The sequence below is a fragment of the Pseudomonas soli genome, assembly GCF_900110655.1.
Lineage (GTDB): Bacteria > Pseudomonadota > Gammaproteobacteria > Pseudomonadales > Pseudomonadaceae > Aquipseudomonas > Aquipseudomonas soli.
This window is the reverse complement of the sequence record NZ_FOEQ01000003.1, coordinates 563,135-584,737: the sequence shown is the minus strand read 5'-3', so window position 1 is coordinate 584,737 and position 21,603 is coordinate 563,135. Positions and strand designations below refer to the sequence as shown.

Sequence of the window (21,603 nt, the reverse complement as noted above, 5' to 3'; positions counted from 1 at the left end):
AGGCCTGCCCCGCAATAACCCAGGCCCAACAAAAAGCCCCGACTCTTGCGAGCCGGGGCTTTTTCATGACGCTACGACTGGATCAGCCGTTGAACACGTCATCCACGCTCTTGAGCGGGTAGTGCTTCGGATACGGCAGGGTGGCCACACCGGACTCGATGGCGGCCTTGGCCACGGCATCGGAAACCACGGTGATCAGGCGCGCGTCCAGCGGCTTCGGAATGATGTACTCACGGCCGAACTCAAGTCCTTGAACGCCATAGGCCTCGCAGACTTCCTTCGGCACCGGCAACTTGGCCAGGTCCTTCAGGGCGATGGCGGCAGCGATCTTCATCTCTTCGTTGATGCGCTTGGCGCGAACGTCGAGGGCCCCACGGAAGATGAAAGGGAAGCCCAGTACGTTGTTGACCTGGTTCGGGTAGTCCGAACGACCGGTGGCCATGATCACATCGCTGCGGGTGGCGTGAGCCAGTTCCGGGGCGATTTCCGGGTCCGGGTTCGAGCAGGCGAACACGATCGGGTTGGCGGCCATCGACTTCAGGCCTTCCGCGCTCAGCAGGTTCGGGCCGGACAAGCCGACGAACACGTCTGCGCCGTTCAGGGCGTCAGCCAGGGTGCGCTTGTCGGTGGCGTGGGCGAACTGGGCCTTGTACTGGTTCAGGTCGTCGCGGCCAGCGTGGATCACGCCGCTGCGGTCGATCATGAAGATGTTCTCGACCTTGGCACCCATGCTCACCAGCAGTTTCATGCAGGAGATGGCCGCGGCGCCGGCGCCCAGGCAGACGATCTTGGCGTCTTCGAGCTTCTTGCCGGCGATTTCCAGGGCGTTGATCATGCCGGCCGCGGTAACGATAGCGGTGCCGTGCTGGTCATCGTGGAAGACGGGAATGTCGCACTGCTCGATCAGCGTGCGCTCGATCTCGAAGCACTCAGGTGCCTTGATGTCTTCCAGGTTGATGCCGCCGAAGGTGATGGAGATGCGGCGAACGGTGTCGATGAAGGCTTGCGGGCTCTCCGACTCGACTTCGATATCGAACACATCGATACCGGCGAAACGCTTGAACAGAACACCCTTGCCTTCCATGACCGGCTTGGAGGCCAGTGGGCCGAGGTCACCCAGACCGAGGATGGCGGTGCCATCGGAGATCACCGCAACCAGGTTGCCCTTGCCGGTGTACTTGTAGGCCAGCTCCGGATCACGGCCGATCTCGCGCACAGGCTCGGCGACACCCGGGCTGTAGGCCAGGGCGAGGTCACGGGCGGTGGCGGTTGGCTTGGAGAGCTCGACGCTCAGTTTCCCCGGACGAGGCTGAGCGTGGTATTCGAGAGCGGCGGTTTTCAGGTCTGACATGATGGGCATTCCGCTATTTACTGTTCTGACGGACCGCCGAGGATACGCAAAGAGCCGGGGGGCGACAAGACTGCCCGGTCACTATGTGTCAAGGCCTTTGGCCTACGACTTTACGCTATAACCCACGGGGCTTTCGGGAGCCAGTGTGTACAATCCAATAGCAAAATGTCTACAACTATTTAGCCAGAAACAAGCGCCAACATGCTCGGATCGGTCAATGGCAACAGCCAGCGTCGCTGCCCAGGCTTGAGCCCGCCCTTGCGGGAACGATCCAGCACCCAGCCACGCGCCTCGACCTGGCGTCCCTTGAGGTTAGCGAAGAAGCTGGCGGGGAAGTGGCGCTGCAGACGAGCGGGAACCTGCAGGACCACGCTCTCGTCAAGCTCCAGCCAGATGCCGCCGCGATTACGCTCGATCCCGTTGATCCTGCCGCCGATCACCGCGAATCCGGATTGCCGCACATCGCGCCCACGCGTGACCGGCGATTGTCGCCACAGTCCTGCCCTGGCCTTGCGCGCCTGCTGCTCGGCCTGCTGCTGGCAGCCCGACAGCTGCACGTTGGGTGCAATCGCCACCTGGTAGCCCAGGCCCTCGCTGAGCAGTTGTGCTTCCAGATTGTTGCCAGTGCGGCCGTAGATATGCGCCAGGATACGGCCGTACTTGTCCTTGGGTTCGACGCCCGGAACCAGCCCGACACGGCCATCGCTGGCCTTCACCAGCGCCTGCAGGCGCTTCTTGGCAGCCTCGGCATAAGGTTCGCTGGGGCGCCCCTTGCGGCCGATCTCGGGAGCATTGATACCGATCAGTCGCACACTGCGCCCATCGCTCAGGCGCAAGGTGTCGCCATCGACCACCTGACGTACCGCCACCGCTTGCACCCTTTCGGGCATCGGGCAGAAGGCCAGGGCAGGAAAGTGCCAGATCGCGCCCACAAAAAAGGCGCCCACAAGGGGCGCCTTCTTTTGCAACAGCGCGAACCCCGAAGGCTTCGCCACGTGCATGATTACTTCTTGGCACCGAACATGCCGAAGCGATCGGCGAACTTCTGTACGCGGCCGCCGGTGTCCAGGACTTTCTGCTTACCGGTGTAGAACGGGTGGCACAGGTTGCAAACGTCGATCGCCAGGACGCTGCCCATGGTCGAACGAGTTTCAAACTTGTTGCCGCAGCTGCAGGTGACTGCAACTACTTCGTAGTTCGGATGAATATCTGCTTTCATGGTCACTTCCTCGAGCTGCGTGCCGCCACCCAACACCTATTGTTGAATACCGCACGTAATTAGGCGGCGAATAATACCAGAGAGCAGCCGTAGCGCAAGTTGTCGCTTGCACCGACCGTCGTCTGCTAGGCTCGCCTGATTTGTGAAACACCCTCCAGAGACCTTCCGCGTGTCCGACGTCATTCTGCGCCTTGCCCTGCCCTCGCCCCTGCGTCGCCTGTTCGACTACCGGGCACCCGCGAGCATGGCGCGCCAGGCACTGACGCCAGGCATGCGCATCCGCGTGCCATTCGGCCGCCGCGAGATGATCGGGGTACTGGTGGAAGTCGCCGAGCACAGCGAGGTGCCAGCCGACAAGCTCAAGCCGGCCAGCGCCCTGCTCGACCCGGTCTCCCCCCTGCCGCCGGCATTGTTCAAGTTGTGTCTGTGGACGGCCCAGTACTACCAGCACAGCCTGGGCGACACTCTCAACTGGGCCCTGCCGACGCTGCTGCGCCAGGGCGAACCGGCCGAGGCGCGCCAGGAACGCTTCTGGCATGTCGCGCCCGGTGCGCGCCTGGAAGACCCGCGCATCGCCCGCGCCCCGCGCCAGCGCGACGCTCTCAAGACCCTGTCGCAGCACCCCCACGGCGTAGCCCACAGCCTGTTGAGCAAGCTTGGTCTGAACAAGGACAGCCTCGACCTGCTGCTGGCCAAGGAACTGGTGGAAGTCGAAGTACGCCGCCATCTGCCGGCCGCACGCCACGAGCACTGGCTGGCCCAACCGGAACTGCCGCTCAACGAAGAACAGCGCGCTGCCTTCGAGGCCGTGCGCTCGGGCTTCAGCGCCTTCCACGCCTACCTGCTGGCTGGCGTCACCGGCAGCGGCAAGACCGAGGTCTACCTGCAGCTGATTCGCGAAACCCTCGAAGCCGGCAAGCAGGCCCTTATCCTGATCCCCGAGATCAATCTCGGCCCGCAGACCCTGCAACGCTTCGAGCAACGCTTCAACGCGCGCATCGCCCTGCTGCATTCGGCGGTGGGTGATCGCGAGCGCCTGGACGCCTGGCTGGCGGCACGCGATGGCGATGCGGACATCATCATCGGCACCCGCTCGGCACTGTTCACCCCTATGAAGAACCCGGGCCTGATCATCATCGACGAAGAACACGACGGCTCCTATAAACAGCAGGAAGGCCTGCGCTACCACGCCCGCGACCTGGCCGTGGTGCGTGCGCACCAGGAGAACATCCCGATTCTGCTGGGCTCGGCCACACCGTCGCTGGAAAGCCTGCACAACGCCCACAGTGGCCGCTACGGCCTGCTGCGCATGAACCAGCGCGCCGGCGGCGCCAAAGCACCGCGCTTCCTGCGCCTTGACGTACGCAGCCTGCCACTGGACAGCGGCATCAGCGGCCCATTGCAGCAGGCCATCCGCCAGACACTCGAGGCCGGCCAGCAGGTGCTGGTGTTCCTCAACCGCCGCGGCTTCGCCCCCACATTGCTGTGCCACGACTGCGGCTGGCTCTCCGAATGCCCACGTTGCGATGCGCGCATGACCGTGCACCAACGCTCCGCCGTGCTGCGCTGCCACCATTGCGGCTACGACGAGCGCCTGCCGCTGCAGTGCCCGCAATGCGCCCACGTCGACCTGCGCCCGGTAGGCGCCGGTACCGAGCGTGCCGAGGAGCGCCTGAAGGTGCTGTTCCCGGATTACCCGATCCTGCGCGTGGACCGCGACAGCACCTCGCGCAAGGACGCCATGCACAACCTGTTCGCCACTATCCAGCGTGGTCAGCCGAGCATCCTGGTCGGCACCCAGATGCTGGCCAAGGGGCACCATTTCCCCCGCGTCACCCTGGTCGCGATCCTCGATGCCGACGGCGGGCTGTTCTCCGGCGACTTCCGCGCCAGCGAACGCATGGCCCAGCTGATCGTCCAGGTGGCCGGCCGGGCCGGCCGGGCCGAAGAGCCGGGCAAGGTCATCGTGCAAACCCACCTGGCCGATCACCCACTGCTGGTGCAGTTGACAGAGCAGGGCTACTTCGCCTTTGCCGAACAGGCCTTGAGCGAGCGCCGTGCGGCCGGGCTGCCGCCGTTCGCTCACCTGGCGCTGCTGCGCGCCGACGCGCACAAGCCGGGCCAGGCGGAAGGCTTCCTTGACGAAGCCTGCGCCGCCGCCGAGCGCATACTTGCCGAGCAGGGGCTGCACGGCATCGAGTTGCTCGGCCCGGTCCCGGCACCCATGGAGCGACGGGCGGGCAGGTTCCGTGCGCAACTATTGCTCCAGGCCAATGCCCGTGCACCCCTGCATCGACTGATCAGTGCCTGGTTGCTAGTGTTGGAGCAGATGCCGTCGGGGCGCCAGGTGCGCTGGTCGCTGGATGTCGATCCGGTCGACCTTTACTGACTTTTTGAGGGTTGGCGTGGGAGCGGGCTTGCCCCGCGATGGCGTCATCGCGGTGCAATCCCGCTCCCACACCGACAATGGACTGTGCCCCAAAAGGTTGGCAACCCGCCCCCGGCAACGGATAATGCCCAGTTTTTCCACCTGCGCATCGAAGCGCTCCACCGCGCTTGCGGTCGAAAAGAGACCCTCATGAAAGACACCATTCGCCAGCTGATCCAGCAAGCCCTCACCCAACTCGTCGCCGACGGTGTGCTGCCTGAAGGGCTGACGCCGGCGATCCAGGTGGAAAACGCCCGGGACAAGACCCACGGCGACTTCGCCAGCAACATCGCCATGATGCTGGCCAAGCCGGCCGGCATGAAACCGCGCGACCTGGCCGAGAAGATCATCGCCGCCCTGCCGGCCAGCGCCGACATCAGCAAGGCCGAGATCGCCGGCCCCGGCTTCCTGAACTTCTTCCAGAACACCGAAGCGCTGGCAGGCCGCCTCGACGCCGCCCTGAGCGATGGCCACCTGGGCGTGCGCAAGACCGGCCCGGCGGAAAAAGTGGTGATCGACATGTCGGCACCGAACCTGGCGAAGGAGATGCACGTCGGCCACCTGCGCTCGACCATCATCGGCGACAGCGTTGCCCGGGTACTGGAGTTCCTCGGTGACGACGTCATCCGCCAGAACCACGTGGGTGACTGGGGTACCCAGTTCGGCATGCTGATGGCCTACCTCCAGGAAAACCCGATCACCAGTGACGAGCTGTCGGATCTGGAGAACTTCTACCGCGCCGCCAAGAAGCGCTTCGACGAGTCCGAAGAGTTCGCCACCCGCGCCCGCGGGCTGGTGGTCAAGCTGCAGGCCGGTGATCCCGAGTGCCTGGCGCTGTGGACGCGTTTCAAGGACATCTCGCTGTCGCACTGCCAGAAGACCTACGAGCTGCTCAACGTCAAGCTGACCATGGCCGACGTGATGGGCGAGAGCGCCTACAACGCCGACCTGGCCAACGTGGTCGCCGACCTCAAGGCCAAGGGCCTGCTGGTCGAGGACCAGGGCGCGCAGTGCGTGTTCCTCGAGGAATTCAAGAACGCCGAGGGCGAGCCGCTGCCGGTGATCGTGCAGAAGGCCGACGGCGGTTACCTATACGCCACCACCGACCTGGCCGCCGTGCGCTACCGCAGCAACAAGCTGCAGGCCGACCGTGCCCTGTACTTCGTCGACCAGCGCCAGGCCCTGCACTTCAACCAGGTGTTCGAAGTGGCCCGCCGCGCCGGTTTTGTCGGCCACCCGATGAAGATGGAGCACATGGGCTTCGGCACCATGAACGGCGCCGATGGCCGCCCGTTCAAGACCCGCGATGGCGGCACCGTCAAGCTGATCGACCTGCTCACCGAGGCCAAGGACCGCGCCTATGCGCTGGTCAAGGAGAAGAACCCGTCGCTGGCCGAGGACGAGCTGCGCCACATCGGTGAAGTGGTCGGCATCGGCGCGGTCAAGTACGCCGACCTGTCGAAGCACCGCACCAGCGACTACAGCTTCAACTTCGAATTGATGTTGAACTTCGAGGGCAACACCGCGCCGTACCTGCTGTACGCCTACACCCGCGTGGCCGGCGTGTTCCGCAAGCTCGGCAAGGGCTTCGACGAAGTCGACGGCAGCATCGTCCTGCAGGCAGCGCACGAGCAGGACCTGGCCGCGCGCCTGGCGCAGTTCGGCGAGATCCTCAACAACGTCGCCGAAAAAGGCACGCCTCACGTGCTGTGCACCTACCTGTACGACCTCGCCGGCCTGTTCTCCAGCTTCTACGAGAACTGCCCGATCCTTTCCGCCGAAACCGCCGAACAACAGCAGAGCCGCCTGCGCCTGGCCGCCCTGACCGGCCGCACCCTCAAGCAGGGCCTGGAACTGCTCGGCCTGGAAACCCTGGAGCGCATGTAAGTTGGCTGCAAAGAAGAAACCCGCACCCAAGCGCGGCGCCAGCCGCTCCCAGCCGCCCGCCAGCAAGCAGCCGATTCCGGGCTGGGTGTGGCTGGCGGTCGGCCTGACCGTGGGGGCGTTCATCGTCTTCCTGATGAAGCTCGAACCCGGTGGCGCTGATATCAAGCGCACCAAGCCCGAGCAACATAAGCAGGAGAAGGTCGCCGAAGCGAGCAAGACCACCACGCCGACGCCACAGCAACCGGTGAAGCCGAAGTACGACTTCTATACGCTGCTGCCGGAGTCGGAAGTGATCGTACCGCCCGAGGCCGTGCCGGAGAAAACTCCGCCGGTACCGGCGCAACCGCCCGTGCCAAGCACGCCGGTCACCCCTGCGGAAGCGGCGAAGATCGACACCGCCCGGGCCCAGGCCGCCCTGCTGGGCCAGACACCGCCACCGGCACCACCGGTGATCAAGCCAGCGGCCACGACCCAGTTCTTCCTGCAGGCCGGCTCGTTCCGCAAGCAGGCCGATGCCGACAAGGTCCGTGCGCAGATCATCCTGCTTGGCCAGGCGGTCAAGGTTGAGTCGGGCACGGTGAAGGAAGAGACCTGGTACCGCGTGATGGTCGGCCCGTTCAGCAACCGCGAACAGCTGACCGTGGCGCAGAAACAGCTGGCCGGGGCAGGTTTCAGCAACCTGCTGCTGCAACAGCGGCGTCAGTAACGAAAAAGGCCTTGCCGCTCAGCGACAAGGCCTTTTTTCATACCCGGCGACGCTCGGCGTTGACCTGGGAAATCTGGCTGTTGAGCGTCCAGAAGTCATAAAGCACACCCAACAGGAACAACCCTCCGGTGAACAGGTAGATCAGCGCGCTGATCCACTTGCCCTGATACAGCCGATGCACGCCGAAGATGCCGAGGAAGGTCAGGAGTATCCACGCCAGGTTGTAGTCCACGCCGCCCGACTCGAAACGCATGTCTGCCTCACGGTCCATCGACGGGATCAGGAACAGGTCGATCAGCCAGCCGATGCCCAGCAAGCCCAGGGTGAAGAACCAGATGGTTCCGGTGATCGGCTTGCCGTAGTAGAAACGGTGCGAGCCGGTAAAGCCGAAGATCCACAGCAGGTAGCCGAGAACCTTGCTATGGGTGTCGTGCGAGGGAGCACCCTGTTGATAACCATTCATTCGAAGCCCTCGTGGGATAGCCGAAAATTTTCTAAGGAAAAATGTGACTTTTTCGTTTTTACCCGACATATGGTACGTGCTTGAGCGACCAACGGATCAGAATTTGATCAAAAAGCTGTTATAAAGTTGCGCGCCAACACTTATAAGAGCTTCATCTATGCCACCTTTTATCAAGACATGGCTGACCCTCTGCCTTTTGTTACCCCTGGCCGCCCACGCCACCAACCGTGAGCAACGACTTCCCAGCGGATTCACCGGCTATACGACCAACGCCGATGCCACGGTGAAACGCACCCCGATCCAGTATCGCAGCAGTTCCGCGCGCGCTCGCCCGGCCAACGCCGCCAAGCAGCAACAAGCTGTGGGCATGCAGGCGGTGGCCATGTCACCCAAGCAGAGCAGCGAAGTGCTCAGCCGCGCCGTGAACGTACTAGGTACGCCCTATCGTTGGGGCGGCAGCAGCCCGAAGAAGGGCTTCGATTGCAGCGGCCTGGTCAAGTACGCGTTCAACGATGTGGCCGATGTCGACCTGCCGCGCACCTCCAACGCAATGGCTCAGGGCCAGGGCGTCAAGGTGGCCAAGAGCGATCTCAAGCCGGGCGACCTGATCTTCTTCAACATCAAGAGTCGCCGGGTCAATCACGTAGCCATCTACCTGGGCAACGATCGCTTCATCCACGCGCCACGCACCGGCAAGCGGGTGAGCATCGACAGCCTGGAAAAACCCTATTGGCAAAAGCACTACGTGGTGGCCAAGCGCGTCCTGCCCAAGAACCAGCAGGCGTTGGCCCTGGCCAAGCGCTAAGCCCTCAATCGCGGGCTTGTCCCGCGATTGCGCCAGCAGGCAGCAATGCTAATCGACCAGGCCTTTCTGCCTGAGCGCCCGCATCGCCCCCTCCATCGTCTGCATCCCCAATGCCGCCCCCGTCTGCATCACCGACTGCACCTGTGCCATGCGCCCCTCGCGAATCAGGTTGCGCACCGCGGGCGTCGCTATCAGCACCTCCCTTGCGGCAACCCTGCCGCCGCCCACCCGCCTGACCAGCACCTGAGCCAGCACGAGCCGCAATGATTCAGCCAGCATCATGCGCACCAGCGGCTTCTCCTCGGCCGCGAACACCTCTACCAGCCGGTCGATGCTGTTCACCGCCGAGCGGGTGTGCACCGTTGCCAGCACCAGATGCCCGGTTTCTGCCGCGCGCAACGCCAGGCGGATGCTCTCCAGATCACGCAACTCACCCACCATGATCACATCCGGATCCTGGCGCAGGGCGCTGCGCAGCCCTTGGGCGAAGTCACGGCTGTGCACGCCGATCTCCCGCTGGTTGACCAGGCAACCCTGGCCGCTGTGGATAAATTCGATAGGATCTTCAAGGGTGATGACCTGTAACGCGCGTTCGCGATTGATCTGATCGAGCAGCGCCGCCAGGGTGCTGGACTTGCCGCTACCCGTCGGCCCGCCCACCAGCACCAGGCCATCCCGGCATTGCGCAACGACTTGATACACATCGTTCAGATCAAGCTCATCGAGGCTCGGGACCCGAGCCGGGATCAGGCGCGCGCTTGCGCCCAACCCATTGCGCTGGCGGAACAGGTTCAAGCGCAGGCGCCCCACACCGGGCAAGCTCAGCGCCAGATCCAGTTCATCACCGCTCAGCCATTGCCGCCGCTGCCCGTCATCGAGCAGGTCGGCCATTCCCTGCTCCAGAGCGGCGCAGGTCAGCACCGGCACCGCCATGCGCCGCAGCTCGCCATCCAGGCGCAGCAACGGCGGCTCGCCCACGGCCAGGTGCAGGTCGCTGGCGCCCTCGGCCACGGCCCGGCCCAGCAGCTCAGTCACATCCATGAGACTCCCCAACGGCGATCAAGCAGGTAGAATGCCGCAGACCCCAAAGCCTTCGGCGACGAACCATGTCCACCCTAGCAGACAATATTTCCGTCATTGCCCACCGCATCGACAGCGCGGCCCGGGCCGCCGGGCGTGATCCGGCCAGCGTGCAGCTGCTGGCAGTGAGCAAGACCAAGCCCGCCAGCGCCATCCGCGAAGCTCATGCCGCCGGCCTTTGCCACATGGGTGAGAACTACCTTCAGGAAGCGCTGACAAAACAACAGGCGCTTTCCGACCTGCCCTTGATCTGGCACTTCATCGGCCCCATTCAGTCGAACAAGACCAAGCCCATCGCCGAGCACTTCGACTGGGTACATTCCGTGGACCGCCAGAAGATCGCCCAACGCCTCTCGGAGCAGCGCCCCGCCGCGCTGCCGCCGCTGAACATCTGCCTGCAGGTGAATGTCAGCGGCGAGGCCAGCAAGTCCGGTTGCTCGCCCGCCGAACTGCCAGCCCTGGCGCAGGCCGTGAACGCCCTGCCCGGCCTGCGCCTGCGCGGGTTGATGGCGATCCCGGAACCTACCGAGGACCGCGCCGAGCAAGAGGCCGCTTTCGCCACGCTACGTGAACTGCAGGCCCAGCTCGGCCTCGACCTGGACACCCTGTCCATGGGCATGAGCCATGACCTGGAAGCCGCCATCGCCCAAGGTGCGACCTGGGTCCGCATCGGTACCGCCTTGTTCGGCGCCCGCGACTACGGTCAGGCCTGAATCCATGCTTAACTCTCCCTTCCCCCACAAGGACCCGACATGAGCAAGACTCGTATTGCCTTTATCGGCGCCGGCAACATGGCCGCCAGCCTGATTGGCGGCCTGCGCGCCCAGGGCCTGGACACCGCGCTGATCCGCGCCAGCGACCCGGGTGCCGAAACCCGCGCACGGATCACGGCCGAGCACGGCATCGAAGCCTTTGAAGACAACGCCCAGGCCATCGATGGCGTGGACGTGGTCGTCCTGGCAGTCAAACCGCAGGTAATGAAAGCGGTCTGCGAAACGCTGAAGCCGAACCTGAAACCAGGCCAGCTGGTGGTTTCCATTGCCGCCGGCATCACCTGCGCCAGCCTGCAGGCCTGGCTGGGCGCGATCCCCCTGGTGCGCTGCATGCCGAACACCCCGGCGCTGCTGCGCCAAGGCGTCAGCGGCTTGTATGCGACCCGGGAAGTAACCATGGAACAACGCCGCCAGGCCGAACAACTGCTGTCGGCCGTGGGCACCGCCCTGTGGCTTGATGAAGAACAGCAGCTGGACGCCGTGACCGCTGTTTCCGGAAGCGGCCCGGCGTACTTCTTCCTGCTGATCGAGGCCATGACCGCTGCCGGCGAAAAACTCGGTCTGCCGCGCGAGACCGCCTCGCAACTGACCCTGCAGACCGCCCTGGGCGCCGCCCGCATGGCGGTTTCCAGCGACGTCGACGCCGCCGAATTGCGTCGCCGCGTGACCTCGCCGGCCGGCACCACGGAAGCGGCGATCAAATCGTTCCAGGCCAACGGCTTCGAGGCCATCGTCGAACAGGCCCTGCAGGCCGCGGCGAAACGCTCGGCCGAGCTGGCCGAGAAACTGGGCAAATAAGGAGCTTTTGATGAATGCACTGTCCGGCGCCGCGATCTTCGTGGTGCAAACCCTGGTCAGCCTGTACCTGGTGATCGTCCTGCTGCGCTTCGTGCTGCAGCTGGTCAAGGCCGACTTCTACAACCCGCTGAGCCAGTTCGCCGTGCGCGCCACCCAGCCACTGCTCAAGCCGCTGCGCCGCGTGGTCCCCAGCATCGCTGGCCTGGATACCTCCTCGCTGCTGCTGTCGATCATCATCCAGGCGCTGCTGATGGCCTTCGTGCTGATGGTCACCTACGGCACCTTCGGCGACGTCCTGCACCTGCTGATGTGGTCGATCCTGGGCATCACCTCGCTGTTCCTGAAGATCTTCTGGGTGGCGATGATCGTCATGGTGATCGTCTCCTGGGTCGCGCCGAACAGCCATAACCCTGCTGCAGAACTGGCCTACCAGATCAGCGAACCGGTGCTGGCGCCGTTCCGCCGCCTGGTGCCGAACCTCGGCGGCATGGACATTTCGCCGATCTTCGCCTTCATCGCCATCCAGGTGATCCAGTCGTTCCTCATGCCCCAGCTGGCAGCCTACGCCGGCATGCCGCAAGAGCTGTGGCGGATGATCTGACCCACCCTGCATCCAGCGGCAAGCCTTTGCTTGCCGCTGGGGGTAGCGCTCTTTAGACTTACGCCTCCGTCAAGCGTGAGCAGGGTCGATGTCCACTGTCCTTCCCGAAGATTCCGTCGGTCTGGTAACACCGCAGATCGCCCGGTTCGATGAACCGCTGGCCCTGGCCTGTGGCCGCGCCCTGGCCTCGTACGAGCTGATCTACGAAACCTATGGCACCCTCAACAGCAGCGCCAGCAATGCCGTGCTGATCTGCCATGCGTTGTCCGGCCACCATCATGCCGCTGGCTACCATGCCGCCACCGACCGCAAGCCGGGCTGGTGGGACAGCTGCATCGGCCCCGGCAAGCCCATCGACACCAACCGTTTCTTCGTGGTCAGCCTGAACAACCTCGGCGGTTGCAATGGCAGCACCGGCCCAAGCAGCCTCAATCCGGCCACCGGCAAACCCTACGGCGCCGATTTCCCGGTGCTGACCGTGGAAGACTGGGTGCACAGCCAGGCGCGCCTGGCCGATCGCCTGGGGATCCATACCTGGGCCGCCATCGTCGGCGGCAGCCTGGGCGGCATGCAGGCGCTGCAATGGACCATCACCTACCCGGACCGGGTCCGCCACTGCGTGGACATCGCCTCGGCGCCCAAGCTGTCGGCGCAGAACATCGCCTTCAACGAAGTGGCGCGCCAGGCCATCCTCACTGACCCCGAGTTCCACGGTGGTTCGTTCCAGGACCAGGGCGTGATCCCCAAGCGCGGCCTGATGCTGGCGCGCATGGTCGGCCACATCACCTACCTGTCCGACGACTCGATGGGCGAGAAATTCGGCCGCGAGCTCAAGAGCGACAAGCTCAACTACGACTTCCACAGCGTCGAATTCCAGGTCGAGAGCTACCTGCGCTACCAGGGCGAGGAGTTCTCCGGGCGCTTCGACGCCAACACCTACCTGCTGATGACCAAGGCACTGGACTATTACGACCCGGCCGCCGCCCACGGCGGTGACCTGGCGGCGACCCTGGCACATGTGACGGCGGACTACTGCATCATGTCGTTCACCACCGACTGGCGCTTCTCGCCGGCCCGTTCGCGGGAGATCGTCGACGCCCTGATGGCCGCGCGCAAGAACGTCTGCTACCTGGACATCGACTCGCCTTACGGCCACGACGCCTTCCTCATCCCGACCCCCCGCTACATGCAGGGTTTCGCCAACTACATGAACCGCATCGCCGTTTGAGGACCCCATGAGAGCCGACCTGGAAATCATCCAAGACTGGATCCCCGCCGGCAGCCGGGTACTCGACCTGGGCTGCGGCAACGGCGAACTGCTGGCCTCGCTGCGCGAGCGCAAGAACGTCACCGGCTACGGCCTGGAGATCGACCCCGACAACATCGCCGCCTGCGTGGCCAAGGGCGTCAACGTAATAGAGCAGGATCTGGACAAGGGCCTGGGCAACTTCGCCAGCAACAGCTTCGACGTGGTGGTCATGACCCAGGCCCTGCAGGCCGTGGAGTACCCTGACCGGATCCTCGACGAAATGCTGCGGGTGGGCCGCCAGTGCATCATCACCTTCCCCAACTTCGGCCACTGGCGCTGCCGCTGGTACCTGGCGACCAAGGGTCGCATGCCGGTCTCGGACTTCATGCCGTATACCTGGTACAACACACCGAACATCCACTTCTGCACCTTCGAGGACTTCGAGAACCTGTGCCATGAGCGCAAGGCCAAGGTCCTCGACCGCCTCGCCGTCGACCACCTGCACCGTAACGGGTTGGGTGGACGGCTTTGGCCTAATCTTCTAGGTGAGATCGGTATCTATCGGGTCAGCAGCCCGGGCCTGCAGGAGCATCAGCTCGCGGTCTGACCCTCAACGGAGGAATGGCATCATGCGTCGACTAGCACTGTTTCTGATCAGCCTGTGCCTGGCCTTGCCGGTACTGGCTGCCGATGCCGCCAGGCCCGAGCGCAAGGAAGTGTTCGGTGATGTGACGATCCACTACAGCGCCTTCACCTCAAGCATGCTGCAACCCGACATCGCTGCCGCCACGGGCCTGACCCGCAGCAAGAACCAGGGCGTACTCAACATCGCCGTGCTCAAGGCCGACAAACCCGCGATGGCGGTAGTCAGCGGCACAGTGAAAGATCTCACCGGGCGCAGCAGTCCGTTGTCGTTCAAGCAGATTACCGATCAGGGTGCGGTGTACTACATCGCACAGTTCAAGATCGACCAGGCCGAGACCGTCACCTTCGACCTCAACGTCGAGACCGGCGGCGTCAGCAATAAACTCAGCTTCAATCAGGAAGTGTTCCCAGGCGAATGAAGAATTTCCAGCAACTCGTATTGGCCAGCCATAACGCCGGCAAACTCAAGGAACTGCAGGCCATGCTCGGCGAGTCCGTGAACCTTCGCTCGATTGGTGAATTCAGCCAGGTTGAGCCGGAGGAAACCGGCCTGTCGTTCGTCGAGAACGCCATCCTCAAGGCGCGCAATGCCGCGCGCATCTCCGGCCTGCCGGCCCTGGCCGACGACTCGGGCCTGGCGGTGGACTTCCTCGGCGGCGCGCCGGGTATCTACTCGGCGCGCTATGCCGACGGCAAGGGCGACGCGGCGAACAACGCCAAGCTGCTCGATGCGCTCAAGGACGTTCCTGAAGACCAGCGCGGCGCGCAGTTCGTCTGCGTTCTGGCCCTGGTGCGGCACGCCGACGACCCGCTGCCGATCCTCTGCGAAGGCCTGTGGCACGGCAGCATCCTGTTCGAAGCCAGCGGCGAACACGGTTTCGGCTACGACCCGCTGTTCTGGGTGCCGGAGCGCAAGTGCTCCAGCGCCGACCTGGCCCCTGCCGACAAGAACCAGCTCAGCCACCGCGCCCGCGCCATGGCCCTGCTGCGTCAGCGTCTGGGTCTGGCATGAGCGAAAAGCTGTTGGTACAGCCGGCGGGCCTGATCCTTCCCGAACTCCCGCCGCTGTCGCTCTATATCCATATTCCCTGGTGCGTGCGCAAATGCCCGTACTGCGACTTCAACTCGCACCAGGCCGGCCCGATCCTGCCGGAAGCCGAGTACATCGACGCCCTGCTCGCCGACCTCGACCAGGAAATGCATGCCGTGCAGGGCCGTCCGATCAGCACGATCTTCTTCGGCGGCGGCACCCCGAGCCTGTTCAGCGCCGACGCGCTTGGGCGCCTGCTGCGCGGTATCGAGCAACGCATCCCGTTCGCCCCGGACATCGAGATCACCCTCGAGGCCAACCCGGGTACCTTCGAGCAGGAGAAGTTCAAGGCCTACCGCCAGACCGGCATCAACCGGCTATCCATCGGCGTGCAGAGTTTCCAGCCCGCCAAGCTCGAAAGGCTCGGGCGCATCCACAATGGCGCCGAAGCGGTGCGCGCCGCCGATATGGCCCGCGCTGCGGGCTTCGACAACTTCAACATGGACCTGATGCACGGTTTGCCGGACCAGTCGCTCGACGACGCCCTAAGTGACCTGCGCCAGGCCATCGAACTGGCGCCGACGCACCTGTCCTGGTACCAGCTGACGGTAGAACCCAACACCGTGTTCTGGAACCAGCCACCTGAGCTGCCCGAGGACGACATCCTCTGGGATATCCAGGAAGCCGGCCAGGCGCTGATGGCCGACCACGGTTACCGCCAGTATGAAGTCTCGGCCTACGCCCAAGCCGGTCGTGCCGCGCGGCACAACCTGAACTACTGGCGCTTCGGCGACTTCATCGGCATCGGTGCCGGCGCCCATGGCAAGCTGTCATTCCCGGACGGGCGCATCCTGCGTACCTGGAAGACCCGCCTGCCCAAGGACTACCTGAACCCGTCCAAGCCGTTCAAGGCCGGTGAGAAGCTGTTGCCGGCCGATGAGCTACCCTTCGAGTTCCTGATGAACGCGCTGCGCCTCACCGACGGCGTGGAGGCCGAGCTGTTCAACCTGCGTACCGGCCTGCCCCTTGCACAACTGGCCGAAGCCCGCCGTGAAGCCGAACAAAAAGGCCTTTTGCGGGTCGAACCGGATCGGCTGGCCGCCACGCCGCGCGGCCAGCTGTTCCTCAACGACCTGCTGCAGTACTTCTTGAATTAAGGATGACCCATGGACCTGGTACTTGACCTGCTCTCGACCGTTTCCCGCTGGAGCCGCAGCAACCTCTCGGAGATTTCGCTGGCCCTGGTGGGCTGCCTGCTGGTGCTGTTCGGCACCGATATCAAAGGCTGGGTCGAAGGGCGCCTGGGCGGCCTGGCCGGCGCCCTGCGCGTGCCGTTCATGGCACTGCTGGTGATGATCGGCAGCGGTGCGGCGCTGATCTATGCGACGCCGTGGATCGTCAAGGGGCTGGGGCAGTTCAACAACTATGCGCTGGCGCCGGTGCTGCTGGTGGTGCTGGTTTTGATCGGCGTGGTCGCTGATCGGCGGGGGTGAGCGTCCGCTAAAAGCCGCCCTGGCGGGCCAGGGCGGCTTCTCACCCGACTAACCTCTTAACGGGCATCGTCGAAGTGATCACACAGGAAGTCCCTGACGGTTCTGAAAATGAAGCTTCTGGTATTGAGGGAGCCCGGCGAGCTTACGTAAGCCGATCACCATGAGCACAATCAGGATCGCTCACGCGCCAATTCCGACTCCAGCCTTTGCCTCCAGTGCCCCCCTTTTTTGCAACCCAAGGCTTCCGACTGACGCAGCAGCGCCAAACGCTCGGATAATGCCAAATCAGGCTGCATGGCCAAGAGATACAACCCCTCGGCCTTGTACATGTCGTATGTCAGCGAACGTGTCGATGCCTCCACGGCTTCGGAGAACCAGCGGGGGCCTCCTGGCAGCTGAACGGAAAAGGCGTTTGGCGGGGTTGAACAACGACTTTCACGCAAAACCTGCGGATAAAGCGACAGGAAAGGATCCTCTCGCTCCAACGCACGCCTGAGTGCCTGGAATTGCTCGGCCTGTTCCGCGGTGTACTCAAAACCCTTAGCCGCGGGCCTGCACCGGTACTGATAAGCGATCGCCGCTGCCAAGAATCCTTGATCCACCGCCTGATGCAAGCGAACACAAGACTCTGACTGCGGCGTTTCATCATGCCCGCCAGTAAGGGGGTGGAGACCTGACTGCCAGAACAGCGCCAGCACCTCGCCCGCATCAGCTGCCTGATCGATGTGAGCACGCGCCTCGGCAATGGCGACGTTCATTGCCAAAAGGCGCTCAAAGTCGTCGGCCTCCCCTCTTGCTTCGCCCGCAGCAAGCTCCTTGAGCTGCTCATTGGCCTGCTGCATCAGCGCTTGGGCATGTACCAGGTGCTGCTGTGAAGAAAGTGGGGGCGCACTCAATAGGTCGGCGATCCCAAGACAGACAACAAGGACGAGCCCTGTCAGCGACAGCACAACACGATGTTTCAAAGCGCAGTCCTTTACGCACAGGGAAGGGGCCAGAGGCGCAACGACACCTCTGGCAGGGAGAGGATCAAGCCAGTTTTTCGAACTTCAGGTCCCACACCCCATGCCCTAGCCTCTCGCCGCGACGCTCGAACTTGGTGATCGGCCGCTCTTCCGGGCGTGGCACGTAGGTACCATCAGCCGCCTGGTTGCGATAGCCGGGCGCTGCGTTCATCACTTCCAGCATGTACTCGGCATAAGGCTCCCAGTCGGTCGCCATGTGGAACACGCCACTGGGCTTGAGCTTGCGGCGCACCAGTTCGGCGAACTCCAGCTGAACGATCCGGCGCTTGTGGTGACGCGCCTTGTGCCACGGATCGGGGAAGAACAGCATCAGGCGGTCAAGGCTGTTGTCCGCCACGCAGCGGTTGAGCACTTCGATGGCATCGCAGTCGTACACCCGCAGGTTCTTCAGCCCCTGTGTCAGCACGCCATTGAGCAGCGCGCCGACACCCGGGCGGTGCACTTCGACACCAATGAAGTCCAGCTCGGGCGAAGCGGCGGCCATTTCCAGCAGCGAGTGGCCCATGCCGAAACCGATCTCCAGGGTACGCTGAGCCGAACGGCCGAACACCTGGTCGTAGTCCACCGGGCTGTCGGTCAGCGGCAGGATGAACAGGGGGCCGCCCTGGTCCAGGCCGCGCTGCTGGCCTTCGGTCATGCGCCCAGCACGCATCACGAAGCTCTTGATACGGCGGTGCGGACGGGTTTCGCCGTCTTTGGAGATCGGCGTTTCTTGCGATTCAGTCATCAGGAGCTCTTACTTGATCAGACCATCCAGCGGCGAAGAGGCGCTGGCATAGAGTTTTTTCGGCATGCGGCCGGCCAGGTAGGCCATGCGACCGGCAACGATGGCGTGTTTCATGGCCTCGGCCATCAGTACGGGCTGCTGGGCATGGGCGATGGCCGAGTTCATCAGCACCGCTTCGCAACCCATTTCCATGGCGATGGTGGCGTCGGAGGCGGTACCCACGCCGGCATCGACCAGCACCGGCACCTTGGATTCCTCCAGGATGATCTGCAGGTTGTACGGGTTGCAGATGCCAAGGCCGGTGCCGATCAGGCCGGCCAGCGGCATGACGGCGATACAGCCGACTTCGGCCAGCTGACGGGCGATGATCGGGTCATCGCTGGTGTAGACCATCACGTCGAAACCTTCCTTGACCAGCACTTCGGCGGCCTTGAGGGTTTCGATCACATTGGGGAACAGGGTTTTCTGGTCGGCCAGCACTTCCAGCTTCACCAGCGTCCTGGACTCATGGGACTTGCGGCCATCGAGCAGCTCACGGGCCAGGCGGCAGGTGCGCACCGCTTCCGTCGCATCGAAGCAACCGGCGGTGTTCGGCAGGATGGTGTACTTGTCTGGCGACAGCACGTCGAGCAGGTTCGGCTCGCCCGCGTTCTGGCCCAGGTTGGTACGGCGCACGGCGACGGTGACGATCTCGGCACCCGAGGCCTCGGTGGCCAGGCGGGTTTCTTCCATGTCACGGTACTTGCCGGTGCCTACCAGCAGGCGCGACTGGAAAGTGCGCCCGGCCAGGATGAAGGGCTTGTCGCTGCGAACGTTGCTCATCGTTGTTCCTCAGGAAAGATTGCGGGACTTTGCTGGCGAGGTTTCAGGGGCGGTTAGCCGCCACCGATGGCGTGGACCACCTCGACCTGGTCGCCGTCCTTGAGCTGCGTGCTCTCGTGCTGGCTGCGCGGCACGATGTCCAGGTTCAGTTCCACCGCCACCCGGCGGCCGGCCAGCTCCAGCCGGCCCAGCAGCGCCGCGACGCTCTCGCCCGCGGGCAGTTCGTAAGGTTCACCGTTCAATTGAATGCGCATGCGCACGGCCACCATTGTTCTTTGGGGGCCCGCATTCTAGCCCCGATCCGCCCTGCAACCCAAGGGCGACACACGCCATTAGTCGCGATTGTGGACCGACCGGTCAGCCCAGCCGCCAGGCGGCCAGCCCCAGGCAAAGCCAGCCAGCAAGGAAGCACAGGCCACCCAGCGGAGTGATCATGCCGAGCTTGCCCAGACCGCTGAGCGTGAGGGCGTAGAGGCTACCGGAGAACAGCAGGATACCTACGGCGAACAAGCCACCGGCCCAGCCGACCAGGCGCCCGGGCAAGTGCGCCGACAGCACCGCCACGCCAAGGATCGCCAGGGCATGCACCAGTTGATAGGTGACACCGGTATGGAAGATCGCCAGGTAGTCGGCGCTGAGGCGGTTTTTCAAGCCATGGGCGGCGAAAGCGCCGAGGGCGACGCCGGTAAAGCCGAAGAACGCGGCGAGCATCAGGAAGCTGCGAAGCATGGGACGACTCCTCGGGAGGGGTCTGTATAATGGCCCGTTCCAACGGTCCGGCCAAGCCATCACCATGCTGTCATCCCTTCTTCGCCGCCTTTCCCGCGCCCTGCTCTGGTTTGCTGCTGGCAGCATCGCCGTGGTCCTGGTGTTGCGCTGGGTGCCGCCGCCCGGCACCGCGCTGATGGTCGAGCGCAAGGTGCAGTCATGGGCCAGCGGCGAGCCGATCGACCTGCAACGCGACTGGACGCCGTGGGAGGATATCTCCGACGAGCTCAAGGTGGCGGTCATCGCCGGCGAAGACCAGAAGTTCGCCAGCCACTGGGGCTTCGATATCCCCGCGATCCAGGCGGCGCTGGCCTACAACGAGCGTGGCGGCAAGGTACGCGGCGCCAGCACGCTGACCCAGCAGGTGGCCAAGAACCTGTTCCTGTGGTCCGGGCGCAGCTGGCTGCGCAAGGGGCTGGAAGCCTGGTTCACCGCCCTGATCGAGTTGTTCTGGTCGAAGGAGCGGATACTCGAGGTGTATCTGAACAGTGCCGAATGGGGCAAGGGCGTGTTCGGTGCCCAGGCGGCGGCGCGTTATCACTTCGGCGTGGATGCCAGCCGCCTGACGCGACAACAGGCCGCACAGCTCGCGGCGGTGCTGCCAAGCCCGATCAAGTGGAGTGCCAGCCGTCCCAGCGCCTATGTGGCAAGCCGTGCGGGGTGGATCCGCCGGCAGATGAGCCAGTTGGGCGGGCCGAGCTACCTGATGCAACTGGATGCTTCGCGCAGGCTTTAAGGCCCGCTTCCACGCCCCAGTCAGCTTCAACACACAAAAAAGCCGCTGCCTCTTCCGAGAGCAGCGGCTTTTCAATCCAGCCAGGGCGCCGATCAGATCGTGATCAATGCCTTGACCTTGTTCATAGCGTTCTTCTCCAGCTGGCGAATACGTTCGGCCGACACGCTGTACTTCTCTGCCAGCTCATGCAGCGTGGCTTTTTCTTCGGCCAACCAACGCTGGTAAAGGATGTCGCGGCTGCGATCATCCAGGCCCTGCAGCGCTTCATGCAGGTTGCTGGTGGAGTTGTCGCTCCAGTCAGCGTCCTCCAGTTGCACGGCCGGGTTGTAGCGGTGGTCTTCCAGGTAATGCGCAGGCGACTGGAAGGCGCTGTCGTCGTCGGCTTCCGCCGCCGGGTCGAAGGCCATGTCCTGACCGCTCAGGCGGCTTTCCATCTCACGTACTTCACGCGGCTCCACACCCAGGCTCTCGGCCACTCGATGGACTTCGTCATTGTTCAACCAGGCCAGGCGCTTCTTCTGGCTGCGCAGGTTGAAGAACAGCTTGCGCTGGGCCTTGGTGGTGGCCACCTTGACGATGCGCCAGTTGCGCAGGATGAACTCGTGGATCTCGGCCTTGATCCAGTGCACGGCGAAGGACACCAGACGCACGCCCATTTCCGGGTTGAAACGCTTTACCGCCTTCATCAGGCCCACGTTGCCTTCCTGGATCAGGTCGGCCTGGGCCAGCCCGTAGCCTGCATAGCTACGCGCGATGTGTACGACGAAACGCAGGTGGGCCATCACCATTTGCCGAGCGGCCTCGAGATCCTGCTCGTAATAGAGACGCTCGGCCAGTTCACGCTCCTGCTCCGGCGTCAGCAAGGGGATGCTGTTGACCGTGTGCACATAGGCTTCCAGGTTTGCACCGGGAACCAGGGCATAGGCAGGTTGCAACGAATTGGTCATTCAAGTACCTCCGGCTTACAGACTCATGCCTTTTGGGCACTGCCAGCATA

General features: G+C 63.9%; 25 protein-coding genes. 14 read left to right on the top strand and 11 right to left on the bottom strand.

Annotation, left to right across the window (positions count from 1 at the left end; genetic code table 11):
• Positions 1-82: 82 nt before the first annotated feature.
• The 3 genes from BMY03_RS10775 to rpmE form a co-directional block, all read right to left on the bottom strand.
• Positions 83-1,351, bottom strand: a complete 1,269-nt coding sequence (locus BMY03_RS10775) for a malic enzyme-like NAD(P)-binding protein (RefSeq protein WP_023630575.1) — start codon at positions 1,349-1,351, stop codon at positions 83-85.
• Positions 1,352-1,530: 179 nt separating this feature from the next.
• Complete coding sequence (locus BMY03_RS10770) at positions 1,531-2,352, bottom strand: thermonuclease family protein (protein WP_023630576.1); 822 nt, start codon at positions 2,350-2,352, stop codon at positions 1,531-1,533.
• A 2-nt stretch (positions 2,353-2,354) separates the two neighbouring features.
• Positions 2,355-2,570 (bottom strand): 50S ribosomal protein L31, encoded by a 216-nt coding sequence (gene rpmE, locus BMY03_RS10765; protein WP_031315083.1) that lies wholly within the window; start codon positions 2,568-2,570, stop codon positions 2,355-2,357.
• Between the two features lie 169 nt (positions 2,571-2,739).
• Here rpmE and BMY03_RS10760 point away from each other — a divergent pair, with 169 nt between their 5' ends.
• From BMY03_RS10760 to BMY03_RS10750, 3 genes are all read left to right on the top strand, one after another.
• Complete coding sequence (locus tag BMY03_RS10760; RefSeq protein WP_094011028.1) at positions 2,740-4,959, top strand: primosomal protein N'; 2,220 nt, start codon at positions 2,740-2,742, stop codon at positions 4,957-4,959.
• A 189-nt stretch (positions 4,960-5,148) separates the two neighbouring features.
• Entirely contained in the window at positions 5,149-6,885 is a 1,737-nt protein-coding gene (argS, locus tag BMY03_RS10755) for an arginine--tRNA ligase (protein ID WP_094011027.1), read from the top strand.
• 1 nt (position 6,886) lies between these two features.
• Positions 6,887-7,591, top strand: coding sequence for an SPOR domain-containing protein (locus BMY03_RS10750; RefSeq protein WP_023630209.1), 705 nt, complete (start codon positions 6,887-6,889; stop codon positions 7,589-7,591).
• 37 nt (positions 7,592-7,628) lie between these two features.
• On the opposite strand, the gene BMY03_RS10745 is transcribed toward BMY03_RS10750, so the two are convergent.
• Complete coding sequence (locus BMY03_RS10745) at positions 7,629-8,054, bottom strand: NINE protein (RefSeq protein WP_023630210.1); 426 nt, start codon at positions 8,052-8,054, stop codon at positions 7,629-7,631.
• Positions 8,055-8,211: 157 nt separating this feature from the next.
• Between BMY03_RS10745 and BMY03_RS10740 the strand changes: the two genes are divergently transcribed.
• Entirely contained in the window at positions 8,212-8,859 is a 648-nt protein-coding gene (locus BMY03_RS10740; RefSeq protein ID WP_094011026.1) for a C40 family peptidase, read from the top strand.
• 48 nt (positions 8,860-8,907) lie between these two features.
• Here the strand turns inward: BMY03_RS10740 and BMY03_RS10735 are convergent, their stop codons facing one another.
• Positions 8,908-9,900, bottom strand: coding sequence for a type IV pilus twitching motility protein PilT (locus BMY03_RS10735; protein WP_094011025.1), 993 nt, complete (start codon positions 9,898-9,900; stop codon positions 8,908-8,910).
• A 65-nt stretch (positions 9,901-9,965) separates the two neighbouring features.
• Between BMY03_RS10735 and BMY03_RS10730 the strand changes: the two genes are divergently transcribed.
• From BMY03_RS10730 to BMY03_RS10690, 9 genes are all read left to right on the top strand, one after another.
• Positions 9,966-10,652 carry a YggS family pyridoxal phosphate-dependent enzyme gene (locus BMY03_RS10730; RefSeq protein ID WP_094011024.1) on the top strand — a complete coding sequence of 229 codons (687 nt, stop codon included), beginning with the start codon at positions 9,966-9,968 and terminating at the stop codon, positions 10,650-10,652.
• A 39-nt stretch (positions 10,653-10,691) separates the two neighbouring features.
• The gene (gene proC / locus BMY03_RS10725; protein WP_094011023.1) at positions 10,692-11,510 is read left to right on the top strand and encodes a pyrroline-5-carboxylate reductase; all 819 of its coding nucleotides are present in this window, start codon (positions 10,692-10,694) and stop codon (positions 11,508-11,510) included.
• Between the two features lie 10 nt (positions 11,511-11,520).
• Entirely contained in the window at positions 11,521-12,111 is a 591-nt protein-coding gene (locus tag BMY03_RS10720; RefSeq protein ID WP_023630880.1) for a YggT family protein, read from the top strand.
• Between the two features lie 88 nt (positions 12,112-12,199).
• Complete coding sequence (gene metX, locus BMY03_RS10715; protein ID WP_094011022.1) at positions 12,200-13,339, top strand: homoserine O-succinyltransferase MetX; 1,140 nt, start codon at positions 12,200-12,202, stop codon at positions 13,337-13,339.
• Between the two features lie 7 nt (positions 13,340-13,346).
• The gene (metW, locus tag BMY03_RS10710; RefSeq protein WP_023630879.1) at positions 13,347-13,967 is read left to right on the top strand and encodes a methionine biosynthesis protein MetW; all 621 of its coding nucleotides are present in this window, start codon (positions 13,347-13,349) and stop codon (positions 13,965-13,967) included.
• Positions 13,968-13,989: 22 nt separating this feature from the next.
• Positions 13,990-14,424: a DUF4426 domain-containing protein gene (locus BMY03_RS10705; protein WP_094011021.1), complete on the top strand. Its 435-nt coding sequence runs from the start codon at positions 13,990-13,992 to the stop codon at positions 14,422-14,424.
• Complete coding sequence (rdgB, locus tag BMY03_RS10700; RefSeq protein WP_094011020.1) at positions 14,421-15,017, top strand: RdgB/HAM1 family non-canonical purine NTP pyrophosphatase; 597 nt, start codon at positions 14,421-14,423, stop codon at positions 15,015-15,017. Before BMY03_RS10705 ends, rdgB begins: the two co-directional genes overlap by 4 nt.
• Positions 15,014-16,192, top strand: coding sequence for a radical SAM family heme chaperone HemW (gene hemW, locus BMY03_RS10695; RefSeq protein ID WP_094011019.1), 1,179 nt, complete (start codon positions 15,014-15,016; stop codon positions 16,190-16,192). The genes rdgB and hemW overlap by 4 nt, the downstream gene beginning before the upstream one ends.
• Positions 16,193-16,201: 9 nt before the next feature.
• On the top strand, positions 16,202-16,528 hold the full coding sequence (locus BMY03_RS10690; protein WP_011531731.1) for a DUF3392 family protein: 327 nt from the start codon (positions 16,202-16,204) through the stop codon (positions 16,526-16,528).
• Positions 16,529-16,698: 170 nt separating this feature from the next.
• Here BMY03_RS10690 and BMY03_RS10685 read toward each other — a convergent pair whose 3' ends face one another.
• The 5 genes from BMY03_RS10685 to BMY03_RS10665 all read right to left on the bottom strand — a co-directional run bounded on the left by BMY03_RS10685 (position 16,699) and on the right by BMY03_RS10665 (position 19,831).
• The gene (locus BMY03_RS10685; protein WP_094011018.1) at positions 16,699-17,493 is read right to left on the bottom strand and encodes a hypothetical protein; all 795 of its coding nucleotides are present in this window, start codon (positions 17,491-17,493) and stop codon (positions 16,699-16,701) included.
• A gap of 64 nt (positions 17,494-17,557) precedes the next feature.
• Positions 17,558-18,280, bottom strand: coding sequence for a tRNA (guanosine(46)-N7)-methyltransferase TrmB (trmB, locus tag BMY03_RS10680; protein WP_094011017.1), 723 nt, complete (start codon positions 18,278-18,280; stop codon positions 17,558-17,560).
• Positions 18,281-18,289: 9 nt separating this feature from the next.
• On the bottom strand, positions 18,290-19,102 hold the full coding sequence (locus BMY03_RS10675) for a thiazole synthase (RefSeq protein WP_023629908.1): 813 nt from the start codon (positions 19,100-19,102) through the stop codon (positions 18,290-18,292).
• Between the two features lie 53 nt (positions 19,103-19,155).
• Complete coding sequence (gene thiS, locus BMY03_RS10670) at positions 19,156-19,356, bottom strand: sulfur carrier protein ThiS (RefSeq protein ID WP_038707614.1); 201 nt, start codon at positions 19,354-19,356, stop codon at positions 19,156-19,158.
• A gap of 103 nt (positions 19,357-19,459) precedes the next feature.
• Complete coding sequence (locus BMY03_RS10665; RefSeq protein WP_094011016.1) at positions 19,460-19,831, bottom strand: DUF423 domain-containing protein; 372 nt, start codon at positions 19,829-19,831, stop codon at positions 19,460-19,462.
• Positions 19,832-19,895: 64 nt separating this feature from the next.
• On the opposite strand from BMY03_RS10665, the gene mtgA reads away from it, so the two are divergent.
• Positions 19,896-20,606: a monofunctional biosynthetic peptidoglycan transglycosylase gene (gene mtgA / locus BMY03_RS10660; RefSeq protein WP_023630665.1), complete on the top strand. Its 711-nt coding sequence runs from the start codon at positions 19,896-19,898 to the stop codon at positions 20,604-20,606.
• 92 nt (positions 20,607-20,698) lie between these two features.
• Here the strand turns inward: mtgA and rpoH are convergent, their stop codons facing one another.
• A complete protein-coding gene (gene rpoH, locus BMY03_RS10655; protein WP_023630664.1) occupies positions 20,699-21,553 on the bottom strand; it encodes an RNA polymerase sigma factor RpoH in 855 nt (284 codons plus the stop codon).
• Positions 21,554-21,603: the final 50 nt, after the last annotated feature.

Coding starts and splice junctions, on each gene's coding strand:
- BMY03_RS10775 (WP_023630575.1), bottom strand. CDS start 1,351: ATGTCAGACCTGAAAACCGCCGCTCTCGAATACCACGCTCAGCCTCGT.
- BMY03_RS10770 (WP_023630576.1), bottom strand. CDS start 2,352: ATGCACGTGGCGAAGCCTTCGGGGTTCGCGCTGTTGCAAAAGAAGGCG.
- rpmE (WP_031315083.1), bottom strand. CDS start 2,570: ATGAAAGCAGATATTCATCCGAACTACGAAGTAGTTGCAGTCACCTGC.
- argS (WP_094011027.1), top strand. CDS start 5,149: ATGAAAGACACCATTCGCCAGCTGATCCAGCAAGCCCTCACCCAACTC.
- BMY03_RS10745 (WP_023630210.1), bottom strand. CDS start 8,054: ATGAATGGTTATCAACAGGGTGCTCCCTCGCACGACACCCATAGCAAG.
- BMY03_RS10740 (WP_094011026.1), top strand. CDS start 8,212: ATGCCACCTTTTATCAAGACATGGCTGACCCTCTGCCTTTTGTTACCC.
- BMY03_RS10735 (WP_094011025.1), bottom strand. CDS start 9,900: ATGGATGTGACTGAGCTGCTGGGCCGGGCCGTGGCCGAGGGCGCCAGC.
- BMY03_RS10730 (WP_094011024.1), top strand. CDS start 9,966: ATGTCCACCCTAGCAGACAATATTTCCGTCATTGCCCACCGCATCGAC.
- proC (WP_094011023.1), top strand. CDS start 10,692: ATGAGCAAGACTCGTATTGCCTTTATCGGCGCCGGCAACATGGCCGCC.
- BMY03_RS10720 (WP_023630880.1), top strand. CDS start 11,521: ATGAATGCACTGTCCGGCGCCGCGATCTTCGTGGTGCAAACCCTGGTC.
- metX (WP_094011022.1), top strand. CDS start 12,200: ATGTCCACTGTCCTTCCCGAAGATTCCGTCGGTCTGGTAACACCGCAG.
- metW (WP_023630879.1), top strand. CDS start 13,347: ATGAGAGCCGACCTGGAAATCATCCAAGACTGGATCCCCGCCGGCAGC.
- BMY03_RS10705 (WP_094011021.1), top strand. CDS start 13,990: ATGCGTCGACTAGCACTGTTTCTGATCAGCCTGTGCCTGGCCTTGCCG.
- rdgB (WP_094011020.1), top strand. CDS start 14,421: ATGAAGAATTTCCAGCAACTCGTATTGGCCAGCCATAACGCCGGCAAA.
- hemW (WP_094011019.1), top strand. CDS start 15,014: ATGAGCGAAAAGCTGTTGGTACAGCCGGCGGGCCTGATCCTTCCCGAA.
- BMY03_RS10690 (WP_011531731.1), top strand. CDS start 16,202: ATGGACCTGGTACTTGACCTGCTCTCGACCGTTTCCCGCTGGAGCCGC.
- trmB (WP_094011017.1), bottom strand. CDS start 18,280: ATGACTGAATCGCAAGAAACGCCGATCTCCAAAGACGGCGAAACCCGT.
- BMY03_RS10675 (WP_023629908.1), bottom strand. CDS start 19,102: ATGAGCAACGTTCGCAGCGACAAGCCCTTCATCCTGGCCGGGCGCACT.
- thiS (WP_038707614.1), bottom strand. CDS start 19,356: ATGCGCATTCAATTGAACGGTGAACCTTACGAACTGCCCGCGGGCGAG.
- BMY03_RS10665 (WP_094011016.1), bottom strand. CDS start 19,831: ATGCTTCGCAGCTTCCTGATGCTCGCCGCGTTCTTCGGCTTTACCGGC.
- mtgA (WP_023630665.1), top strand. CDS start 19,896: ATGCTGTCATCCCTTCTTCGCCGCCTTTCCCGCGCCCTGCTCTGGTTT.
- rpoH (WP_023630664.1), bottom strand. CDS start 21,553: ATGACCAATTCGTTGCAACCTGCCTATGCCCTGGTTCCCGGTGCAAAC.